Raw genomic sequence first — 17,993 nt, forward strand, 5'->3', positions numbered from 1 at the left:
GCGCGGCCATGTCGTGTCGTCGCCCTCCCCCTCGTGCCCTGCGGGTCGTCGTGTTCGCTGTGATCGTTCTTCACCCTACCGTCGGTGATCCCGTGGTGACGGATGATCGGCCAGGACCACGGCGGAGGCCGGTCCGGTGACGCGGAGGACGCCGGGCGGCCCGGGTCCTCCTCGGCGGTCCCGGGGTCCGCGGTGTCCGGTGAAGCACCCGCGAGGTCACATGGTCCGCACCGGCAGGCCGGGCCTTCGGCCTGGAGGGGAGCGAGTCGGGCCGCACCGGTGGCGGACACAGCACGCGGAGCGGACGGTCCGGCCAGGTGGAGGGAGTGAGCAGAGCCTCGGCGTCCGCCTTCTGCCCGCGGAAGTTCACCCGGCCCGGACGTCGGCGCGCCCGCTGCTCCGGCAGCCCTCGGCCGGGACGGTCATGAAGCCGGTGAAGCTGCCCGGGGTCGTCCCGGCGCGCGACCACGCGTCGAAGCGGTTGCCGGTGGTGCGGGTGCCGCCGTCGCTCCGCCCGCCCCGGCTGGTGCTCCGGAACTGCTGGACGAGCTGGTCGCCCACGCCGCCGGACGGCAGAGGGGCACGCGCCGTCCGGTGGATGCCGCGGGTCCCGCCGTCGCCGGCGACGACGCCCCCGTGCCCGGAGAAGGCGGGCCGGTACGAGCCGCAGCCGTCCATAGCAGCGGACCGGCGCCGGCGGCGGGGGCCGGACCACCTGCGCGGGTCAGGAAGTTCCCGCGGTCGGATCCGGGTGAGTGAGGCGTGTTCCGGGAGGGATTTCGTCCGTGGGCACGAGGTGTCCGGGAGTTGTCGGGCGGCCGGGGGAAGGCCGGGCGGCGCGGGTACGCCGGGCGGCGTGATGCACCCCGGTGGGCCGACGGCACCGAGGAGTTTCCATGGCCGTTGAGTGCCGGAGACGTACGACGAGACGGTGGGGAGCCGGCTACCGTGCGGCTGCCGTGTGATCGGGTGCGTTCACACCAGGAGCGCAGGAGCCCCGTCGGGGCGGGGTGACCACATGGGTCCCCTGCCCCGACGGGGCTCGGCCGGCCGGGCGGCGGGTTACCGGCGTCCGGCAGAGGCCGGTGCCGTGTGCGGCGCTCTCCGGCTCAGCCGAAGTTGACGTCGCTGCACCACATGTAGGCCTGGTCGAGGTGCGAGGCCTGCCAGATCACGAACAGGACGTGGTGTCCGGTGTAGCCGGAGGTGCTGACGTTGAACCGGATGTCCTGCGCCGGGGCGAAGCGGCCGGTCTGCGTGATGAAGTCGAGGTTGCCCCAGCCCAGGGTCTGGGTCTTGGGGTCGAAGCCCTGCTTGCTCACGTAGACCCTGAAGTAGTCGGCACCGTGGGACGCCTGGTCGTACAGCTGGACCGTGAAGTTGTTGCTGACGTTGGTCGTCTTCCACGGCCCGGGCTTGTTCAGGCTGGCGTTCCTCGAGATGTTGTTGCTGCAGAGCGTCCCGTCGGGGGTCCGCGCCTGGAACTGGCCACCGAGGCCGTCACGGAGCGCGCTCATCCAGTTCCACATGGTGTCGGGGTTGGCCTGGAAGGCCTGCCAACACATGGGGTCCTGGGTCTGCATGGCCGGGTTCGTGTGGTTGCTGCCCCACGTCTTCCAGCACTGGTACGCGCGGGAGGCGGGGTTGACGATGGTGCCGTGGGCCTGAGCGGGGGCCGACCAGGTCAGCGCGCCGGCAACCACGGCGAACAGCATGACGAGCGCCTGGAGAGGCCTGCGGAGGACCGACCGGGAACGCCCGGTTAATGAACTCTGTGTACGCATGTGGGGGGGAACTCCTTCCAGTTGCGAAGCACCATGGGAGCGCTCCCAACGGTACGACTTCTGAGTGAAATGTCAATGAAACAAACAAAGTTGATTACAGGGGCGGGCGGCGAGCAGAGAACCTGCCGGGAGCCGGGAGTCGGAACCCTTCCCGAAACCGGAAAGCGAGGGTGCGGCCCGGACCGGCGTGCGGGGCGATGCCGGGGAGGGACGTTCGCGGCAGGACAGCCCCGTGTCGAGGGCCTTCTCCACCACCGCCTGTACCGCCCCGCGCACCCGCAGCGGGCACTCCCGCCACTTCGTCCGGAGCGGCCGGGACCTCGACGAGCTCCTCCCGGTCGGTCCGGCACCGGCCGACGCCGCGCGATGGAGCCAGAATCGACCGCGCGAATCCTGCCACGGCGCCACCGGGAACATGTCTGACCAGCAGAAACCGACAATCGCATCCGAAGGATGCATCGCCTCCCCGTGACGACTCGTCAATTCGGGGTCTTGCAGATCCTCCGGACCAGCAGGGGAGACTGCCCTCACGCCCGTCCGCCCGGTCCCCCGGCAGCACCACGCCGAGCGGGTCGACCGTCACCCCATCGAAACGAGGTCTCATGAACCGAAACCGAGCCGCTGTCAGCGCGGTCGCCGTGACCCTGTTCGCCGCCGGTCTCGCCGCCGGACCGGCAGCCGCCGCCACCGCCGAGGCGAAGGCCCGCGTCGGCGCCGACTGGACGACTCAGTCGATCGTCTTCACCGCCGCCCCAGGACAGGCCAACGACCTCAACATATTCGCCATGTACACCAGTGACGGGATCCGGCGGATCGGCTTCAGCGACGCGGTCCCGCTCGCACCGGGCGACCACTGCGCGTACTCCAGACCCGAGGACACCACCTCCGTCGTCTGCGAACTGCCCGTCGACAGCTCCCGGCCCGACAGGATCGACGTTCTCCTCGGCGACGGCGACGACGCGATCGCCGCCTTCGACCCCGGGATCGGCACCGTCAGCGGCGGTCCCGGCGACGACGAACTGCACGCCCACACCGCGCGCACGGTGCTGGGCGACGCGGGGAACGACATGGTCATGGGACCCGCGGTCCTGCGCGGCGGCGACGGCATGGACCACCTGATGGGTGACAGCGGCAACCAGCAGATGTGGGGCGGCCGGGGCGACGACATGATCGAGGGGTACGGCGGTGACGACATCGTGCACGCCGGCCCGGGCGACGACCACGCCCTGGGCGGGGACGGCCGCGACATCGTCCTCGGCGGCCCCGGCGACGACACGCTGAGCGGAGAGGGCGGCGACGACCTGGTCGGCGGTGGCCCCGGGAAGGACGCCCTCGAGGGCGGCCCGGGCCGCGACATCGTCCTCCCGTAGGCGCGCCGCCAGACCCGAAGGCCCTGGCCCGCGACGCGGACAGCGTCGCGCGCACCGAGCTGCCACCGTCGGCGACCCGCCGCCCGAGCCGCGTCGCACCGCGCACGCCGCAGACGGCGGGTCTCCGCGCGGCACGAGGCGACCCGGCGGGAGCCGGGTCCTCCTCGTTTTCCTTCCGTGACCGTGCCGGATGTACGCGGAGCGCTTCCAGGGTCATGGCTGCGGCGACCGCGGCACCGGCCTGGCGAGTCCACGCCGGTGCCGCGCAGGCGAAGGAGCCTTCGGCTGGAATCAGGACCACAAGGGCCACAAGGAGCACGAGCGGCCCGGAGGCGGCCGTCGGAGGTGGTGTCGAAGGCGTTCGAGGCGTGCTTCCAGCGGCGTCCCCAGCGCCGGCGGCCCTTGCCGGTCGGATCCGGGTCCATGACCGCGCGGCACCGATCTCGCCGGGTGCGAGCCCCTTGGCCGACAGCGGCCGCACGATCCCGCCGAGGCGGCGCTGGTGCTTCTTGCCGAGCTGCGGCTCGAAACTGCCCGCCCGGTCCCGCGGGACCTGGATCCGCACCGGACCCGCCTGCGTGTTCACCGTCTTCGCGCCGTGCCCGTTGCGGTGGTCTCCCCGGCCGCCCTCGACACGCCCACCACGCTCGTGGCCCAGGAGGGCGGTCGGCTCACCCCCGGAGCCGCCCCCGCCGGGAACACTTCGTCAACTGCTGCAGCGGACCGTTCTCCCCGGACAGCTCCAGCCCTCGCGACCTGGCCTGCTCCCTCAACCGGTCCGCCGGCTCCATGTCCAGCCCGGCCGACGTCCCGACCGGCCCAGCCGCCTCCGACGGCTCCTCCACCGGCTGGACCTCGTTCGTCACGGCAGTCGTCGACTCGCCCTCCTACGGCAGTCGTCGACTCGCCCTCCTGGCCGCGGGGAGATCTCCGCGCATCTCCGGGAGGTCCACGGCGCGGAATCGTCGAAGCAGACGATCTCCACGATCACGGCGTGGTCGAGGCGCCGGCGGAGCGGCAGAACCGGCCGCTGGACCGTCGAACCTGTCGGTCGGGAGCGGAAGCGCGTCTCCAGGTGTCCACGTTCGAGGGGAAGCTTCGACCGCGACGTCGCCCCGTGATCCGCCGACGATCCGAACGCCAGGTAGGCGTCAAACTTTCCGGGAAGACAGTGCCATCGGGCGCTGCAGCAGCCCCGACCGAAGGAAACGCGCAAGTCAGGGCCGGTGTGCGCGGATCGGCACGGCGCGGGGACAAAACGGGCCGGACCCCTCGAGATCGCCGCGGAATCGCAGGCCAGGAACCCTTCGTGACCGGTTCGAGGATCGCCCCGCACTCCACGTGGTGCGCTCCGGAAACAGGTCAGCGCTACTGCCGGGAACCTGAGAACCAAGAGGAAACAGCAGGTCAGAGGCGCCTTTGGAGCTCGAATGGGGCCGCCGGGCGTCCGGAGCGTCAAACGGCGTGACGGCCCTGCGCCGCTTCGGCACCGGCGGTCTGGCGCGTCACGACCACCTACGCAGCACCTCCCCGGTACGGAGCCTCACGTCGGTGGAGACTCTGTGCGTTGACTCCAGCTGCCGGTGGGGGGTTGGTGCCGGGCGTAGTGGTTGATGCCGGGCGTAGTGGTTGGTGCCGTGCTCGTGGTGCGTGTCGCCGATCGCTGTGTGGAGGGGCTGGCTGTCGAACCGGTCGGCTCTCCCCCGGCCTTCGGCCGGGGTGCCCCCACCGCGGTGGCGAGTTCGCCACGGTTGCGGGATCCGCCACGAGGACGGAGCCCGCAACCGGTTGTTCGCCGGACAGAGGTCAGCCGCTGACCGTGATGTTCGAGCTGCCGCTGCTCTGGTAACCCTCGGTGGCCATGATCATGTAGTACCTGAACTGGCCCAGGTTCATGCCCGCGCGCGCCCAGGCGTCGAAGTGGTTGCCGGTGGTGATGGTGCCGGAGCCACTGGTCACCTTCGACTGCCGGACGCTCCAGTACTGGTCGAAGGTGCGGGTGCCCTCGACGGAGGGGGCGTTGTACCGCGTCGTCTTGTAGATGTCGTACGTGCCGCCGTCGCTGTAGACGGTGCCCCTGTACTCGCCGGTGGGCCGGTAGTTGCCCCAGTTGTCGACGATGTAGTACTCCACCAGCGGGTTCGACGTCCAGCCGTAGAGGCAGCCGTAGCCGTTGCCCGACGGGTTGAAGTAGCCGGTGTAGCGGACCGTCCTGCGCCCGCCGGTGTTCCAGCCCTTGCCGGCGACGAAGTTGCCGCAGTTGGTCCACCGGGTGCTGTAACTGCCGCCGCCGTTGAGCGTCATGGAGACGGAGCCGCCGCCGTCGGTCCAGAACGAGTAGTACATGCCGTCGTAGCCGGTCTGGTTGGTGGTGATGGTGGTGGCGGCGTGGGCGGTGCCGGGCAGCAGCAGTCCGGACGCGGTGGCGAGCGCGACCGTGCCTGCGCCGCCGAGGAAGCCTCGTCGGCTCAAGCCGCTGAAGGGAGCGGGGTTCTGCTGGATCTGGTCCTGCTGCGTGCCGTCCTGCTGCATGCGTCCTCCCGATGAAGGCTGGTGGGGGGCGGTCGGCTTCTGCTGCCCGCGGCCTTGCATGGAACACGGCGGGGGCCGCCCGTCGTCGTGCCGCAACGACCGACCGCCGTCCCCGGTCACATGACGCGAGGGGAACGACGGTCTTCTGTCGTTCGGTGGCCACAGTTTTCGTAGAACGCCATGACCCTGTCAATACTTTCGACAACCTTTCGGAAACACTCCTGTTACCAGAAGAGGCCTTGGCGAGTGCACCTTCGCTGGTCAAGCCACCTCTCACGCGAGCCGTTGTGCGGGGTGGAACGAAACGAGGAAGGGAAGTACCGCAAGCATGTGCGCGACGTTCGAAACTTTCGAGCGGGTGTGAACGCGACTGCGGCGGCCCCACCGGGAACGACTGCGCACGAACGGCCCGGCATGAGTCACCGCGTACGACGCGGCCGAATCCGCGACCGTCGCCTACGTCGAGGTGCGATGCCGCGCCCGGACCCTCACATCCGTCAGCCCCGCCCTGACGGACCCCCGGCTCCCTCGGCCGCGGGGCGGCGACCGGGACGAGCAGGCACACCGCCCGCCGCCGGCTGCAGCGGATGGGCCGGGACGGTGCCATCACCTTCCGCTGCGACCTGGCCCACCCCCTCACGGGGCTCTCGACGTGTGTTCCACCGCACGGTCCGGCTACGCGGCCCGCACGCCGTCGCCCCCTTCGAAGGACGGCTCGCGGAACGCTTCCCGCATCCGAAGACCAGCGACGGCACCGCCTTCCTCCACTCCCGCACACGCATGAGCCGGCTCCCCGACACAACCGGCCGCGCCACCGCTGAGCGCTTCCCGCGGACAAGGCAGCCGGCCCGACCGCGTGAGCCTGTGCGTAAGCGGGCGGCCTGGCTGGCGGTCTTCTCCGGGAGGGTGCGGCGGATTCCCCGCCGTCGCAGGTACTCGCGAAGGGGGCCGTTGCCGTAGGCCTTGTCGGCCGCGAGGCTGTCCGGCTTCTTGCGTGGTCGTCCGGGGCCAGGTCCGGGCACCCGGATCTTCTCCAGGACCGGCATGAACCGGGTGCAGTCCGCCCGCTGCCCTGGAGTGACGATCAGGGACAGCGGACGGCAGTGGCCGTCCGCGCTCAGGTGGGGCTTGCTGGTGAACCCGCCCCGCGAGCGGCCCAGGCCCGCAACGCCCACACCGCGCATAATGCGCACACACGAAACCGCAGGTCAGGAGCCCTTCGCGGCCGGTTCCAGGATCGCGACGCACTCAACGTGGTGGGTCATCGCAAAGATGTCCCGACAGGATGGGTCTCGCACAACACCAGGTCAGGGGCCGTTTTCTGCTCCACCGAAGGGCTCTTCGTGCGCACGGAGCGTCAAACGGACGTCACGCCCAAGGGCTACGTCCTGGTCGGTCGTTGCCGGTGATTTCAGGACCCCTGCCAGTACAGCCGGCCGCTTGGCCTCCACAACCCAGTGGCCGGACCACCCGATGAGCGAAGTGGTCAGTTGTCGGGTTCCTTCTTCGAGCGCCGAGGGGCGGCGGCCTGGGCGGGGCGAGCGCCGGCCTCGATCTGCTGGGCGTGCAAGGCGTTCGTCACGAGCTCGCGCGCGTATGCGGCGTCCAGTCGGCCAGGACGGAAGAGGATGCGGTACATGATCGGCGCCACGACACGGTCGATCAGCAGTTCCGTCTCGGGCACCGGCTCCCCCCGCCGCACCGCACGGGCCAACACGATGTCGATCTGCTCTGCGGCATACGCCGAACACTGACCGGCATTGGTTCCGTCGGGGTCGCCGAGCAGGGTGTCCCGGATGTAGGCGCGCCCGGGCGGCGAGGACATCTCGTCGAGGAACTGTTCCGCCCACGCGTCGAGATCGGCCCGCAGGCTTCCGAGATCGGCCGGATCCGTTTCCGGGCGCAATCGTTCGACGGCCACGTCGGACAGGAGTTCCCGCAGGTCGCCCCAACGACGGTAGATCGTGGAGGGGGTCACGCCCGCCCGAGTGGCCACCATCGGGACCGTGAGCGCGTCGCGGCCCACCTCTGCTACGAGTTCACGTACCGCCGCATGGACGGACTCCTGTACGCGTGCGCTGCGCCCGCCGGGGCGAGCCATGGGCCTGGGACTCATGCGATCCACCTTAATGCGATTTTGTTGCTTCAAGGCGGTGGCCGGCGTCGGCGGCCCGCGGGGCCACGCATCCGGGCGCCCGAGCACGGCGGACGCCCCTGCAGCGACGCGACCGCATGCCAGCTGGAACGTCCGCCTTCCCTCAGGCAGCGAGGGGAGCAAGCCGCCCCGCGCCGGCCACCGACTCCTCGTAGACCCGGCCCACCCGGAGCACCGTCGCGTCGTGGAAGGGGCGCGCCATCAGCTGCATACCGATCGGCAGTCCGGCGCGGTCGTGGCCGACCGGCAGGGTGAGGGCCGGGACACCGGTGATGTTGGCCGGGGCACAGAGGCGGACGTAGCTGTCCGACACGGACTCGGTCGTGCCATCGGCCCACTCGACGACTTCCTGCCCCGCCTCGGCGGCGGTCATCGGCACCGTCGGCGCGGCGAGGACGTCGATTCCGTCGAACATGCGAGCCCAGGCGTCTCGCATCATGGTGCGGGCCCGCTGGGCGCGGAGGTAGTCGCCCGCAGAGGTGAGTTCGCCGGCCTCCAGCAGGATGCGAACGTCCGCCGCGTACAGGTCGGGGGTGGCCCGCAGCGGCCGCTCGTGGTAGGCGGTGGCCTCGGGAACCATCAGCCCCCACTGGACGGCCTGGATGTAACGCGCCATCGGGATCTCGACGTCGACGAGCTCCGCCCCCAGCTCCGCCAGCCGCTCGATCGCGCCGCGTACGGACTCCTCGACCTCGGGCGTGACCCGGTCGAAGTAGTGGTTCCGCGGTACGCCGACCTTCAGTCCTCGCAGGTCGCCTCCCGGGAAGCGGTCCAGCATCGGGCCGGACACGCTCGCCGGGTCGCGCGGGTCGTGGCCGGCGGTCGCCGACAGCACCAGCGCGACGTCCTGGACGGTGCGGGTGAGAGGGCCCACGTGGTCCAGGGACCAGGACAGCGAGGTCACGCCTGTGCGTGGGACCAGGCCGTAGGTCGGCTTGAGGCCCACCACGCCGTTCAGGGCCGCGGGGACCCGGATGGAACCGCCCGTGTCCGTGCCCATGGCGAACGTCGCCCCGCCGGCGGCGACAGCCACCGCCGAGCCGCCGCTCGACCCGCCCGCGACCCGGCTGTGGTCCCAGGCGTTGTTCGTCTGCGGGGTGGTCAGGCCGTAGGCAAACTCGTGCGTGTGCGTCTTGCCCAGGAGGACGGCCCCGGCGGCGCCGAGCCGTTCGGCCACCCGGCTGTCGCGTTCCGCCACGTGCCCTGCCCGGACGCGCGAGCTCGCCGTGGTGGGCATTCCCTCTGCGTCGATCAGATCCTTGAGCGCCATGGGGATCCCGTGCAGCGGCCCGCGCGGTCCGCTTCCGGAGATCTCCCGTTCGGCGCGGACCGCTGCGGCCAGGGCCGCGTCGGCGGCGACGGTGACGTAGGCGCCCAGCCGTCCTTCGACGGCGGCGATACGGGCGAGCACCGATTCGGTGAGTTCGACGGGGGACAGCTCCCGTGCGCGCACCGCACGGGAGGCTTCGGTCAGCGACAGCTCAAACGGTTGCATCGGCGTTCCCCTGTCCGGCTCGGTAGGAGGACGCGGGAGGGGTCTCGCCGAAATCGAGCTCGCGCAACGTGCTGATCACGGAGTGGATGTGGTTGGCCGTCACGGCCACTCCTTCGTGTCGGTCGTCCCCGAGGGGGAGCCCCGCCCGTAGCGCCCCTCGGGCTGCCTCTTGGGGAGTGAGTTCGCTGGTCATGGCTTCCTTCCGGATCTGTGCGACGCGACGGGGCCGGGCTGGTGCAGGAGCCCCGACCACCGCAAAAGCAAATCGTTTGCTTTAGTCGATCGTAGGGTCTACGGTGGCTTAAAGCAAACCAATCGCTTTTAGCACCGGAAGGACCCTCATGCAGAGCGTCCCCGCGGGCCTCGCGCCTCCGCGCACCTCCCCATCCGGACGTCTGCCGTTCGCCTTGCACGCCTCGATCCTGATCGCGCTGCTCGCCGCATCCAGCGCGCCGACCCCGCTGTATCCCCACTACCAGGCTCAGTGGCAGTTGTCGTCCCTCGACCTCACCGTGGTCTTCAGCGCCTACGCTCTGGCGCTCCTGATCGCACTGCTGACGACCGGAACCCTTTCCGACCATGTCGGACGCCGCCCCGTGCTCCTGGGCGCGCTCGCGGTCCAGGTCGCCTCCATGGCACTGTTCGCGACGGCCGGCGGCCTGACCACCCTGATCGGCGCCCGCGTGCTGCAGGGCATCGCGACTGGCGCGGCGACCAGCGCAGCAGGTGCGGCTCTCCTCGACCTGGAAGATCCCGCCCGGCCGGGTCGCCCCGCTCTGGCCAACAGCATCGCGCCGGTGACGGGCATGGCGGCCGGCGTCTTGGCAGCCACCCTCATGGTGCGCTTCGCCCCCGTTCCGACGATCACGGTGTACGCGGCCCTGATCGCCGTGTTCGCCGCGCAGGCCATCGCCCTTGTCTCGACGTCCGAGACCGTCCGCCGCCGTCCCGGAGCACTGCGCTCGACGCGGCCCCGCCTGGCGCTGCCGTCGGCGGCCGCCCACGCTCTCCTGCGCAACAGCGCCGGCGTCGTCGCAGTCTGGGCACTCGGCGGCTTCTACTCCTCCCTGGGACCGGGCTTCACACGGCTCGTCTCCCCCGACGGACCCGAATACGCCGGCGGCATGGTCTTCTTCACGCTGACGGCCGTCGCCGCCCCGACGGTGTACTTCACGCGCAGGATGCGTGCCGACGTGTCCGCTCTTCTCGGGAGCTGCGCGGTGATTCCGGCGGCCGTCCTGACCCTGGGTGCCCTCCATCTCGCCGGCCCCGTACTTCTCTTCGCCGGGGCGGCGCTGGCCGGGTTCGGCTTCGGAGCCGTCTCCCAGGGTGCGCTGCGCGCGGTCGTCGACTCGGTCCCGGCCCGGAAGAAGGGCGGCACGCTCGCCTCCTGTTACGTACTCAGCTACCTGGCGATGAGTCTGCCCGCCATCGGCGCCGGCGCCCTCACCGCCGGCTTCGGGCTGCGTGCGGCAGCACTGGCCTATGCCGGCTGCGTGGCCGTACTGGCGACCGTCGCAGTCGCGACGCTGACCGCGCCGCTGCGCAGTCGGCGCCGGACACCGTCCCCGGGCGCCCACTCCCGCCCGGCAACGAGCAACTGCACATCCGCCTCACCCGACACACCCGCTCCGGACATCTCCGTCCTCGCGACCCACAACAGGTAAGGAAGATCGCCGTGTTCACCTCATCGCGAACGACCAAGTCCACTACTCCCCCCGCCCCTTCCTGGACGGTGGGCGACCACACCGTACGACGCATCGACGAAGTGGCCCTGCCCGCCCAGACCGGTCCGTGGCTGCTGCCCGGGGCGACCACCGACCTCGTGAGCCGGACTCCCTGGCTGAGCCCCGAATTCGCCGACGAACAAGGCGTCCTGCGCCTGGCGAGTCACAGCTTCGCCGTCGAGGTGGACGGCATGCGGGTGCTGGTGGACACCGGCATCGGAAACGGGAAGCGGCGCGCCAACCCCGCCTGGCACAACCTGAACAGCGACTACGAAGCACGGCTACGGGCGGCGGGCTTCGCGCCGGAGAGCGTTGACGTCGTGGTCCTGACCCACCTCCACGCCGACCACGTGGGGTGGAACACGCGTGCCGAGGGCGACGACTGGGTGCCCACCTTCCCGAACGCGCGCTATCTCACCTCACGCACCGAGTGGGACTACTGGGCGGGTGTCGACATGGAGGAGGCGCGTCGGCAGATGTTCCGGGACTCGGTCCTTCCCGTCCGGGAAGCAGGTCTGTTCGACCTCATCGATGTCGCGGACGAGGGCACGGACGTCGCGCCGGGCATCCGTCTGCTGCCCACCCCCGGCCACACACCGGGGCAGGTAGCGGTGGAACTGAGCAGCCGTGGCGAGACCGCACTGGTCACCGGCGACAGCATCCACCACCCGGTCCAGATGGCGCATCCGGAGCTCTGCAGCTGTGTGGACGTCGCTCCGGAACTCGCGGCCAGGACCCGGAACCAGGTGCTCGGCTCACTGGCCGGTACGTCGACTCTGCTGCTGGGGAGCCACTTCCCGCCGCCGACCGCCGGACACGTGCTACCCGAGGACGGCGGGTACCGACTGGTCCCGGCTCCCTCAGGGGTCACGCCCATCGGCGGCTGAAGCGGATCGGAGCACCCGGGACGTGCCGCGCACCGAGTCGCACCGAGTCCATGCGGGTGACGTCCTGGGCGTCCGCGACCGGACGGCCCGGGAGCGGCCATGAGACTCCTCCGGCATGCGCTCCGTCGTCACCGATGGGGCCGGACGACGTTATGACCGATCACCGGCTTGCGCCCTTTGCGTAAGCCGGCTGTCGACTGTCCCTCGTGGGCGACAGTCACGCCGACGCGTCGCGAACGAGGGCGACCTGCCGGCTCCACTGGTCCATCGCCGGCCGAGCAACGCGGCCCTGCTTCAGTCTCACGAATCGAGCGTCATTCGAGCGTCAACAATGATGAATGCACGTCGCCGACATCATTCGTACGAACCCCACCACACCCTGTAACCGCAGGTCAGGCAAGTTTGAACAAGCAGTGGGTCTGCCCGACCCGCTGTACGGAGGAAAACAGGTCGAGCGACCCACCTGGGCCGCGCAACCGCAGGTCAGACGTCCTTTGCGGCAGGTTCAAGAATCGCCACGCACTCCACGTGATGCGTCATCGGAAACAGGTCGAACGCCCGGAGCGTCCGCACCCGGTACCCCCCGTCCCGGAAGTACGCCAGGTCCCGCGCCAGCGCCGCCGGGTCGCACGCCACGTACGCGATCCGCCGCGCCCCCAGCGAGGTCAGATGCGCCACCGTCTTCCGGCCCGCGCCCGATCGCGGCGGGTCCAGGACGATCAGGTCGACCTCGGTGATGCCGGTCCGCGGCAGGACGGACTCGACCTTGCCCTGCTCGATGCGGACCCGGTCGAAGTCGGCCAGGTTGTGCCGGGCGTCCTCCACCGCGCGCCGGGACGACTCGATGCCGAGCACCGCGCCCTTCTCGCCCAGCCGGTCGGCCAGCGCGCCCGCGAACAGGCCGACCCCGCAGTACAGGTCGAGGGCCGTCTCGCCCTTGCGCGGCAGCAGGCCCTGCATGACCGCCGTCACCAGGGTGTCCGCCGCCTTGGGGTGGACCTGCCAGAAGCCGCCGCCGCCGACCCGGTGCGTACGGCCGTCCGCGCGTTCGCGGACGAAGGGGCGGCCGTGCACGCGGTGCACACCGCCCGACTTCTCGTCGACGCGCAGCACGGACACCGGGCGGTCCAGCTCCACCAGCGGCAGGCGCGCCCCCGGCCGCGGCGTCAGGACCACCTGGCGGTCCTGCGAGCCCGTCGCCGCGATCGCCTCGACCGACTCCATGCCGGTCCAGTCCCGCTTCTCGATGCCCAGTTCGCTGACGCCGGGCGCCGCGATCAGGCAGCGGTCGATCGGCTCCACCTCGTGCGAGCGGTGCCGGCGCAGTCCGGCCCGGCCGGTCGAGGCGTCCACCGCGTACTGCACGCGCGTGCGCCACGCCGGGACCTGGCCCGCGGGCACCTTGTCGCCCTCGGCCGGCACCACCGTGCCGTCCCAGCCGGCCTCCTCGGGCGTGAGCCCGGCGAGCCGCTTCAGCTGCTCGGCGATCACCTCGCCCTTCAGCCGCCGCTGGGCGCCCGGCTTGGCGTGCTGCCAGTCGCAGCCGCCGCAGCGGCCGGGACCGGCGAACGGGCAGGGCGCCTCGATGCGGTCCTTGGAGGCTTCCAGCACCTTCACCGCGTCGGCGCGCAGGAACCGGGCCCCCTCCTCGCCCTCGGTCACACGGGCGACGACCCGCTCACCGGGCAGCGCGTGCCGGACGAACAGCACCTGGCCGGCGGACGTACGGGCGATGCAGTGGCCGCCGTGGGCGACGGGGCCGATCTCGACCTCGTACTCCTCCCCCACCAGCGTTTTCTTCTCTTCTGACTGCATGGCGGGGTGACTCCAGATACGAGACGGGGGAACGGGGGACGACAGCCCACCAGTCTACGGTGCCGACGAGGACTCCCTCGCCGGCTCCTGGGCGGGACCGCGCCGCACCGATCCGGGCGCGTTCCACTCCTGCTCCCGGCGCGCCCGCCGCTTCGCCACCTCGGAGGACTGCAGCTGGTACGGCACCGAGGTCACCATGACGCCCGGCGTGAACAGCAGCCGGCCCTTGAGGCGGAGCGCGCTCTGGTTGTGCAGCAGATGCTCGTACCAGTGGCCGACCACGTACTCCGGGATGATCACGGACACCACGTCGCGCGGCGATTCCTTGCGCAGGCTCTTGACGTATTCGATGACCGGCCGCGTGATCTCGCGGTACGGCGAGTCGAGGACCTTCAGGGGCACGTCGATGCCGCGCCGCTCCCACTCCTGGCGCAGCGCCTTCGTCTCCGCCGGGTCGACGTTGACGCTGAGCGCCTCCAGGGTGTCCGAGCGCAGCAGCTTGGCGTAGGCGAGCGCGCGCAGCGTCGGGCGGTGGATCTTGGAGATCAGGACGACCGAGTGGACCCGGGACGGCCGGACGATGTCGTCGCTCGGGCCCTCCGGGGCCGCGATCTCCTCGGCGACGCGGTCGTAGTGCCGGCGGATCGCCGTCATCGTCGCGTAGAAGATCACCATGCCGAGCAGCGCGACCCAGGCGCCGTGCGAGAACTTGGTGACGAGGACGACCACCAGCACCAGGCCGGTGAAGAAGGCCCCGAAGGCGTTGATGGCGCGCGAGCGGACCATGTGGCGGCGCCGGGTCGGGTCCTTCTCGCCGGCCAGGTGGCGGTTCCAGTGCCTGACCATGCCGGTCTGGCTGAGCGTGAAGGACACGAACACGCCGACGATGTACAGCTGGATCAGGCGGGTGGAGTCGGCGCCGTAGATCCACACCAGGAGCACGGCCGCGCCGGCCAGCAGCACGATGCCGTTGGAGAAGGCGAGGCGGTCGCCGCGGGTGTGCAGCTGGCGCGGCAGGTAGCGGTCCTGGGCGAGGATCGAGCCGAGCAGCGGGAAGCCGTTGTACGCCGTGTTCGCGGCGAGGAACAGCACCAGCGCGGTGGCCGCGGCCAGCACCATGAACAGGAGGCTGCCGTGGCCGAAGACGGCCTCGGCGACCTGGGAGATCACCGGGTCCTGCACGTAGTCCGGGCCGACCGGGGTGCCGTCGTGGACCAGGTCGACGGCCGGGTTCTCGGCCATGCGGACGTCGCTGGCCATGGCCAGGCCGATGATGCCGCAGAACATGGTGACGGCGAGCAGGCCCATCAGCGCGAGCGTGGTCGCCGCGTTCCTCGACTTGGGCTTGCGGAAGGCCGGGACGCCGTTGGAGATCGCCTCGACGCCGGTGAGCGCGGCGCAGCCGGAGGAGAAGGCGCGCAGCAGCAGGAAGAGCAGGGCGAAACCGGCCAGGCCCTGGTGTTCGGGCTTGATCTGGTAGTCCGCTGTCGGCGCCCGCATCTCGTCGCCCAGCACCAGTCCGCGGAACGCGCCCCAGGCGATCATGGTGAAGACGCCCGCGACGAACACGTACGTCGGGATGGCGAAGAGGGTGCCCGACTCCTTCACACCCCGCAGGTTCATCAGCGTCAGCAGCACGATCACGGCGATCGCGCAGAACACCTTGTGCTCGACGACGAACGGGACGGCCGAGCCCAGGTTCTCGATGCCGGAGGAGATCGAGACGGCGACGGTCAGGACGTAGTCGACGAGCAGCGCGCTGGCGACCGTCAGGCCCGCCTTGGGACCGAGGTTGGTGGTCGCCACCTCGTAGTCGCCGCCGCCGCTCGGGTAGGCGTGCACGTTCTGCCGGTAGGAGGCCACCACGGTGAACATCAGCACCACGACCGCGACCGCGATCCAGGGGCTGAAGTGGTACGCCGACACACCCGCGATCGAGAGGACCAGGAGCACCTCGCCGGGCGCGTACGCCACGGAGGACAGCGGGTCGGAGGCGAAGACAGGGAGTGCGATGCGCTTCGGCAGGAGGGTCTCCCCCAGCCGGTCACTGCGCAGTGCGCGCCCGATGAGAATCCGTTTGGGCACGTCGGTCAGTTTGGACACAACAGAGGATCGTAAGCCTTTGAACGGGGGACCGCCCACTTGCCGCCCCGGATCCCCGCGCCGTCTGCCCTCCGGGGGAGAGCGGCGGTCGGTTCGCCCGCGGATCGCGCAGGTCACGGCGTTGTCGTGCCCGTATGACGAAACCCGCCCGGTCTTCCTGCCGGTGCCGCTCCCGGAGGTCCCGTGTGCACGACCGCGGAACCGGTCGGCGCCGCGGCCGCCCCGGCCGGCCCCGGAGTCCTGACCCCGGTGAGCGTGCGCGGCATCGGACGGAGGCGGGGAGGCGCCCCGGGGAGCCGGGGCGCGTGGGGGTGCGCGGGGGGAGCCCGCCCGCACCCGGCCGGCGGGGCCGCCACCGTGCGTCGCCGTGTCGTTCCTCACGCTTCCCGGATCCCGCCCGTGACGGCGGATGGCCCCTCGCGGTCGGCGCCGCGGGCCCCGCCCCTGGCGGCGGTCCCCGCGGCCGGTGCCTCCGGGCCGCGGTCGCGGCCCCCCGGCCGCTCCCTCGGCGGGGCCGATACGTTGGAGAGGGGCGGGCGGACGCGGCACCGGCCCCGGAGGGCATCGCCGTCGGTGTTCACCGGCATGATGTTGCCTGGCGGCCCGCTTGCAGGCCGCGACGGTTGCCCGGCGAGCCGAAAGAGAGACATGAGCACGACATTTGCAGAGGTCAGAGGGCCTGCAGGAAGCGCGGTGTGACGCGATGCACATTGTCATCATGGGGTGTGGAAGGGTGGGCTCCGCCCTTGCCCAGACCCTGGAGCAACAGGGGCACACGGTCGCCGTGATCGACCAGGACCCCACCGCCTTCCGCCGCCTGGGCTCCTCGTTCGGCGGCCGCCGGGTCACCGGGATCGGCTTCGACCAGGACACCCTGCGCGAGGCGGGCATCGAGGAGGCGGGCGCCTTCGCCGCCGTCTCCAGCGGGGACAACTCCAACATCATCGCCGCGCGCGTGGCCCGGGAGATGTTCGGCGTCGAGAACGTCGCCGCCCGCATCTACGATCCCCGGCGCGCGGAGGTGTACCAGCGCCTGGGCATCCCCACCGTCGCCACCGTCCGCTGGACGGCCGACCAGATGCTGCGCCGGCTGCTCCCCTCGGGCGCCGAGCCGCTGTGGCGCGACCCGACCGGCGGCGTCCAGCTCGCCGAGGTGCACGCGTCCACCTCCTGGGTGGGTCACAAGATCAGCAGGCTCCAGGAGGAGACGGGCGTCCGCGTGGCGTTCCTGACCCGGCTCGGCGAGGCGGTCCTGCCCACCTCGCAGACGGTGCTGCAGGAAGGCGACCTGGTGCACGTGATGATGCGCACCGACGAGGTCGACAAGGTCGAGGCGGCGTTCGCCAAGGGTCCCGAAGAGGAGGGCGGTCACTGATGAGGGTCGCCATTGCCGGAGCCGGCGCCGTCGGCCGCTCGATCGCGGGCGAACTGCTGGAGAACGGCCACGAGGTCCTGCTCATCGACAAGGCGCCGACCGCCATCTCGGTCGAGCGCGTCCCGCGGGCGGAGTGGCTGCTCGCCGACGCCTGCGAGATCACGTCCCTGGACGAGGCGGCGCTCCAGCGCTGCAACGTCGTGATCGCCGCGACGGGCGACGACAAGGTGAACCTGGTCGTCTCGCTGCTGGCGAAGACGGAGTACGGCGTGCCGCGCGTCGTCGCCCGGGTCAACAACCCCAAGAACGAGTGGCTGTTCAACGAGGCGTGGGGCGTGGACGTCGCCGTCTCCACGCCGCGCCTGATGTCGGCCCTGGTCGAGGAGGCGGTGAGCGTCGGCGACCTGGTCCGGCTGCTGCGCTTCAGCCACGGCGACGCCAACCTCGTCGAGCTGACCCTGCCGGAGGAGTCGGCCCTGGCCGGCACCCAGGTCGGTGACGTGGAGTGGCCCGAGGACACCTCCCTGGTGACCATCATCCGCGGTACCCGCGTCCTCACCCCGTCCCGGGACGACTCCCTGGAGGCGGGCGACGAGCTGCTGTTCGTGGCCGCGCAGGCCCGCGAGGAGCAGCTGGAGGACCTGCTGTCGGTGCGCCGCAAGGACCCGGCGGGCTGAGCCCGCCGAGGTGACGGCATCCTCCTGAGAGGCCGGGGACACCCGGGACCACGGGGGCGCCCCGGCGGCCGGC

General features: G+C 71.2%; 14 protein-coding genes and 1 pseudogene. 5 read left to right on the forward strand and 10 right to left on the reverse strand.

The window, feature by feature from the left end; translation table 11 throughout:
- Positions 1–366: 366 nt before the first annotated feature.
- Both ABD363_RS06195 and ABD363_RS06200 read right to left on the reverse strand, forming a co-directional pair.
- A complete protein-coding gene (locus tag ABD363_RS06195; protein WP_344600402.1) occupies positions 367–678 on the reverse strand; it encodes a glycoside hydrolase family 11 protein in 312 nt (103 codons plus the stop codon).
- 431 nt (positions 679–1,109) lie between these two features.
- Positions 1,110–1,784 (reverse strand): lytic polysaccharide monooxygenase auxiliary activity family 9 protein, encoded by a 675-nt coding sequence (locus ABD363_RS06200; RefSeq protein WP_486388788.1) that lies wholly within the window; start codon positions 1,782–1,784, stop codon positions 1,110–1,112.
- Positions 1,785–2,386: 602 nt separating this feature from the next.
- Here ABD363_RS06200 and ABD363_RS06205 point away from each other — a divergent pair.
- Positions 2,387–3,154 carry a calcium-binding protein gene (locus tag ABD363_RS06205; RefSeq protein WP_344600406.1) on the forward strand — a complete coding sequence of 256 codons (768 nt, stop codon included), beginning with the start codon at positions 2,387–2,389 and terminating at the stop codon, positions 3,152–3,154.
- Between the two features lie 502 nt (positions 3,155–3,656).
- Here the strand turns inward: ABD363_RS06205 and ABD363_RS06210 are convergent.
- The 6 genes and pseudogenes from ABD363_RS06210 to ABD363_RS06235 all read right to left on the reverse strand — a co-directional run.
- Positions 3,657–3,815: pseudogene (locus ABD363_RS06210) on the reverse strand (transposase); the annotation flags it as partial.
- 1,145 nt (positions 3,816–4,960) lie between these two features.
- On the reverse strand, positions 4,961–5,686 hold the full coding sequence (locus ABD363_RS06215; RefSeq protein ID WP_344600408.1) for a glycoside hydrolase family 11 protein: 726 nt from the start codon (positions 5,684–5,686) through the stop codon (positions 4,961–4,963).
- 497 nt (positions 5,687–6,183) lie between these two features.
- Positions 6,184–6,870 carry a transposase gene (locus tag ABD363_RS06220; RefSeq protein WP_344600443.1) on the reverse strand — a complete coding sequence of 229 codons (687 nt, stop codon included), beginning with the start codon at positions 6,868–6,870 and terminating at the stop codon, positions 6,184–6,186.
- Positions 6,871–7,172: 302 nt separating this feature from the next.
- Positions 7,173–7,802, reverse strand: a complete 630-nt coding sequence (locus tag ABD363_RS06225) for a TetR/AcrR family transcriptional regulator (RefSeq protein ID WP_344600410.1) — start codon at positions 7,800–7,802, stop codon at positions 7,173–7,175.
- Between the two features lie 142 nt (positions 7,803–7,944).
- Positions 7,945–9,336 carry an amidase gene (locus ABD363_RS06230; RefSeq protein ID WP_344600412.1) on the reverse strand — a complete coding sequence of 464 codons (1,392 nt, stop codon included), beginning with the start codon at positions 9,334–9,336 and terminating at the stop codon, positions 7,945–7,947.
- On the reverse strand, positions 9,323–9,529 hold the full coding sequence (locus tag ABD363_RS06235; protein ID WP_344600414.1) for a hypothetical protein: 207 nt from the start codon (positions 9,527–9,529) through the stop codon (positions 9,323–9,325). The genes ABD363_RS06230 and ABD363_RS06235 overlap by 14 nt, the downstream gene beginning before the upstream one ends.
- Before the next feature lie 148 nt (positions 9,530–9,677).
- Here ABD363_RS06235 and ABD363_RS06240 point away from each other — a divergent pair, with 148 nt between their 5' ends.
- Together ABD363_RS06240 and ABD363_RS06245 are read left to right on the forward strand one after the other, a co-directional pair.
- The gene (locus tag ABD363_RS06240) at positions 9,678–11,003 is read left to right on the forward strand and encodes an MFS transporter (RefSeq protein WP_344600416.1); all 1,326 of its coding nucleotides are present in this window, start codon (positions 9,678–9,680) and stop codon (positions 11,001–11,003) included.
- 11 nt (positions 11,004–11,014) lie between these two features.
- On the forward strand, positions 11,015–11,950 hold the full coding sequence (locus ABD363_RS06245) for an MBL fold metallo-hydrolase (RefSeq protein ID WP_344600418.1): 936 nt from the start codon (positions 11,015–11,017) through the stop codon (positions 11,948–11,950).
- 483 nt (positions 11,951–12,433) lie between these two features.
- Here ABD363_RS06245 and ABD363_RS06250 read toward each other — a convergent pair whose 3' ends face one another.
- Together ABD363_RS06250 and ABD363_RS06255 are read right to left on the reverse strand one after the other, a co-directional pair.
- Positions 12,434–13,765: a class I SAM-dependent RNA methyltransferase gene (locus ABD363_RS06250; RefSeq protein WP_344600420.1), complete on the reverse strand. Its 1,332-nt coding sequence runs from the start codon at positions 13,763–13,765 to the stop codon at positions 12,434–12,436.
- 54 nt (positions 13,766–13,819) lie between these two features.
- Positions 13,820–15,868, reverse strand: coding sequence for an APC family permease (locus tag ABD363_RS06255; protein ID WP_344600422.1), 2,049 nt, complete (start codon positions 15,866–15,868; stop codon positions 13,820–13,822).
- Between the two features lie 703 nt (positions 15,869–16,571).
- Between ABD363_RS06255 and ABD363_RS06260 the strand changes: the two genes are divergently transcribed.
- Both ABD363_RS06260 and ABD363_RS06265 read left to right on the forward strand, forming a co-directional pair.
- The gene (locus tag ABD363_RS06260; protein ID WP_344600424.1) at positions 16,572–17,243 is read left to right on the forward strand and encodes a potassium channel family protein; all 672 of its coding nucleotides are present in this window, start codon (positions 16,572–16,574) and stop codon (positions 17,241–17,243) included.
- Positions 17,243–17,920 carry a potassium channel family protein gene (locus ABD363_RS06265; RefSeq protein ID WP_344600426.1) on the forward strand — a complete coding sequence of 226 codons (678 nt, stop codon included), beginning with the start codon at positions 17,243–17,245 and terminating at the stop codon, positions 17,918–17,920. Before ABD363_RS06260 ends, ABD363_RS06265 begins: the two co-directional genes overlap by 1 nt.
- The last annotated feature ends 73 nt before the right edge of the window (positions 17,921–17,993 follow it).

The sequence above is a fragment of the Streptomyces glaucus genome, assembly GCF_039533365.1.
GTDB classification, from domain to species: domain Bacteria; phylum Actinomycetota; class Actinomycetes; order Streptomycetales; family Streptomycetaceae; genus Streptomyces; species Streptomyces glaucus.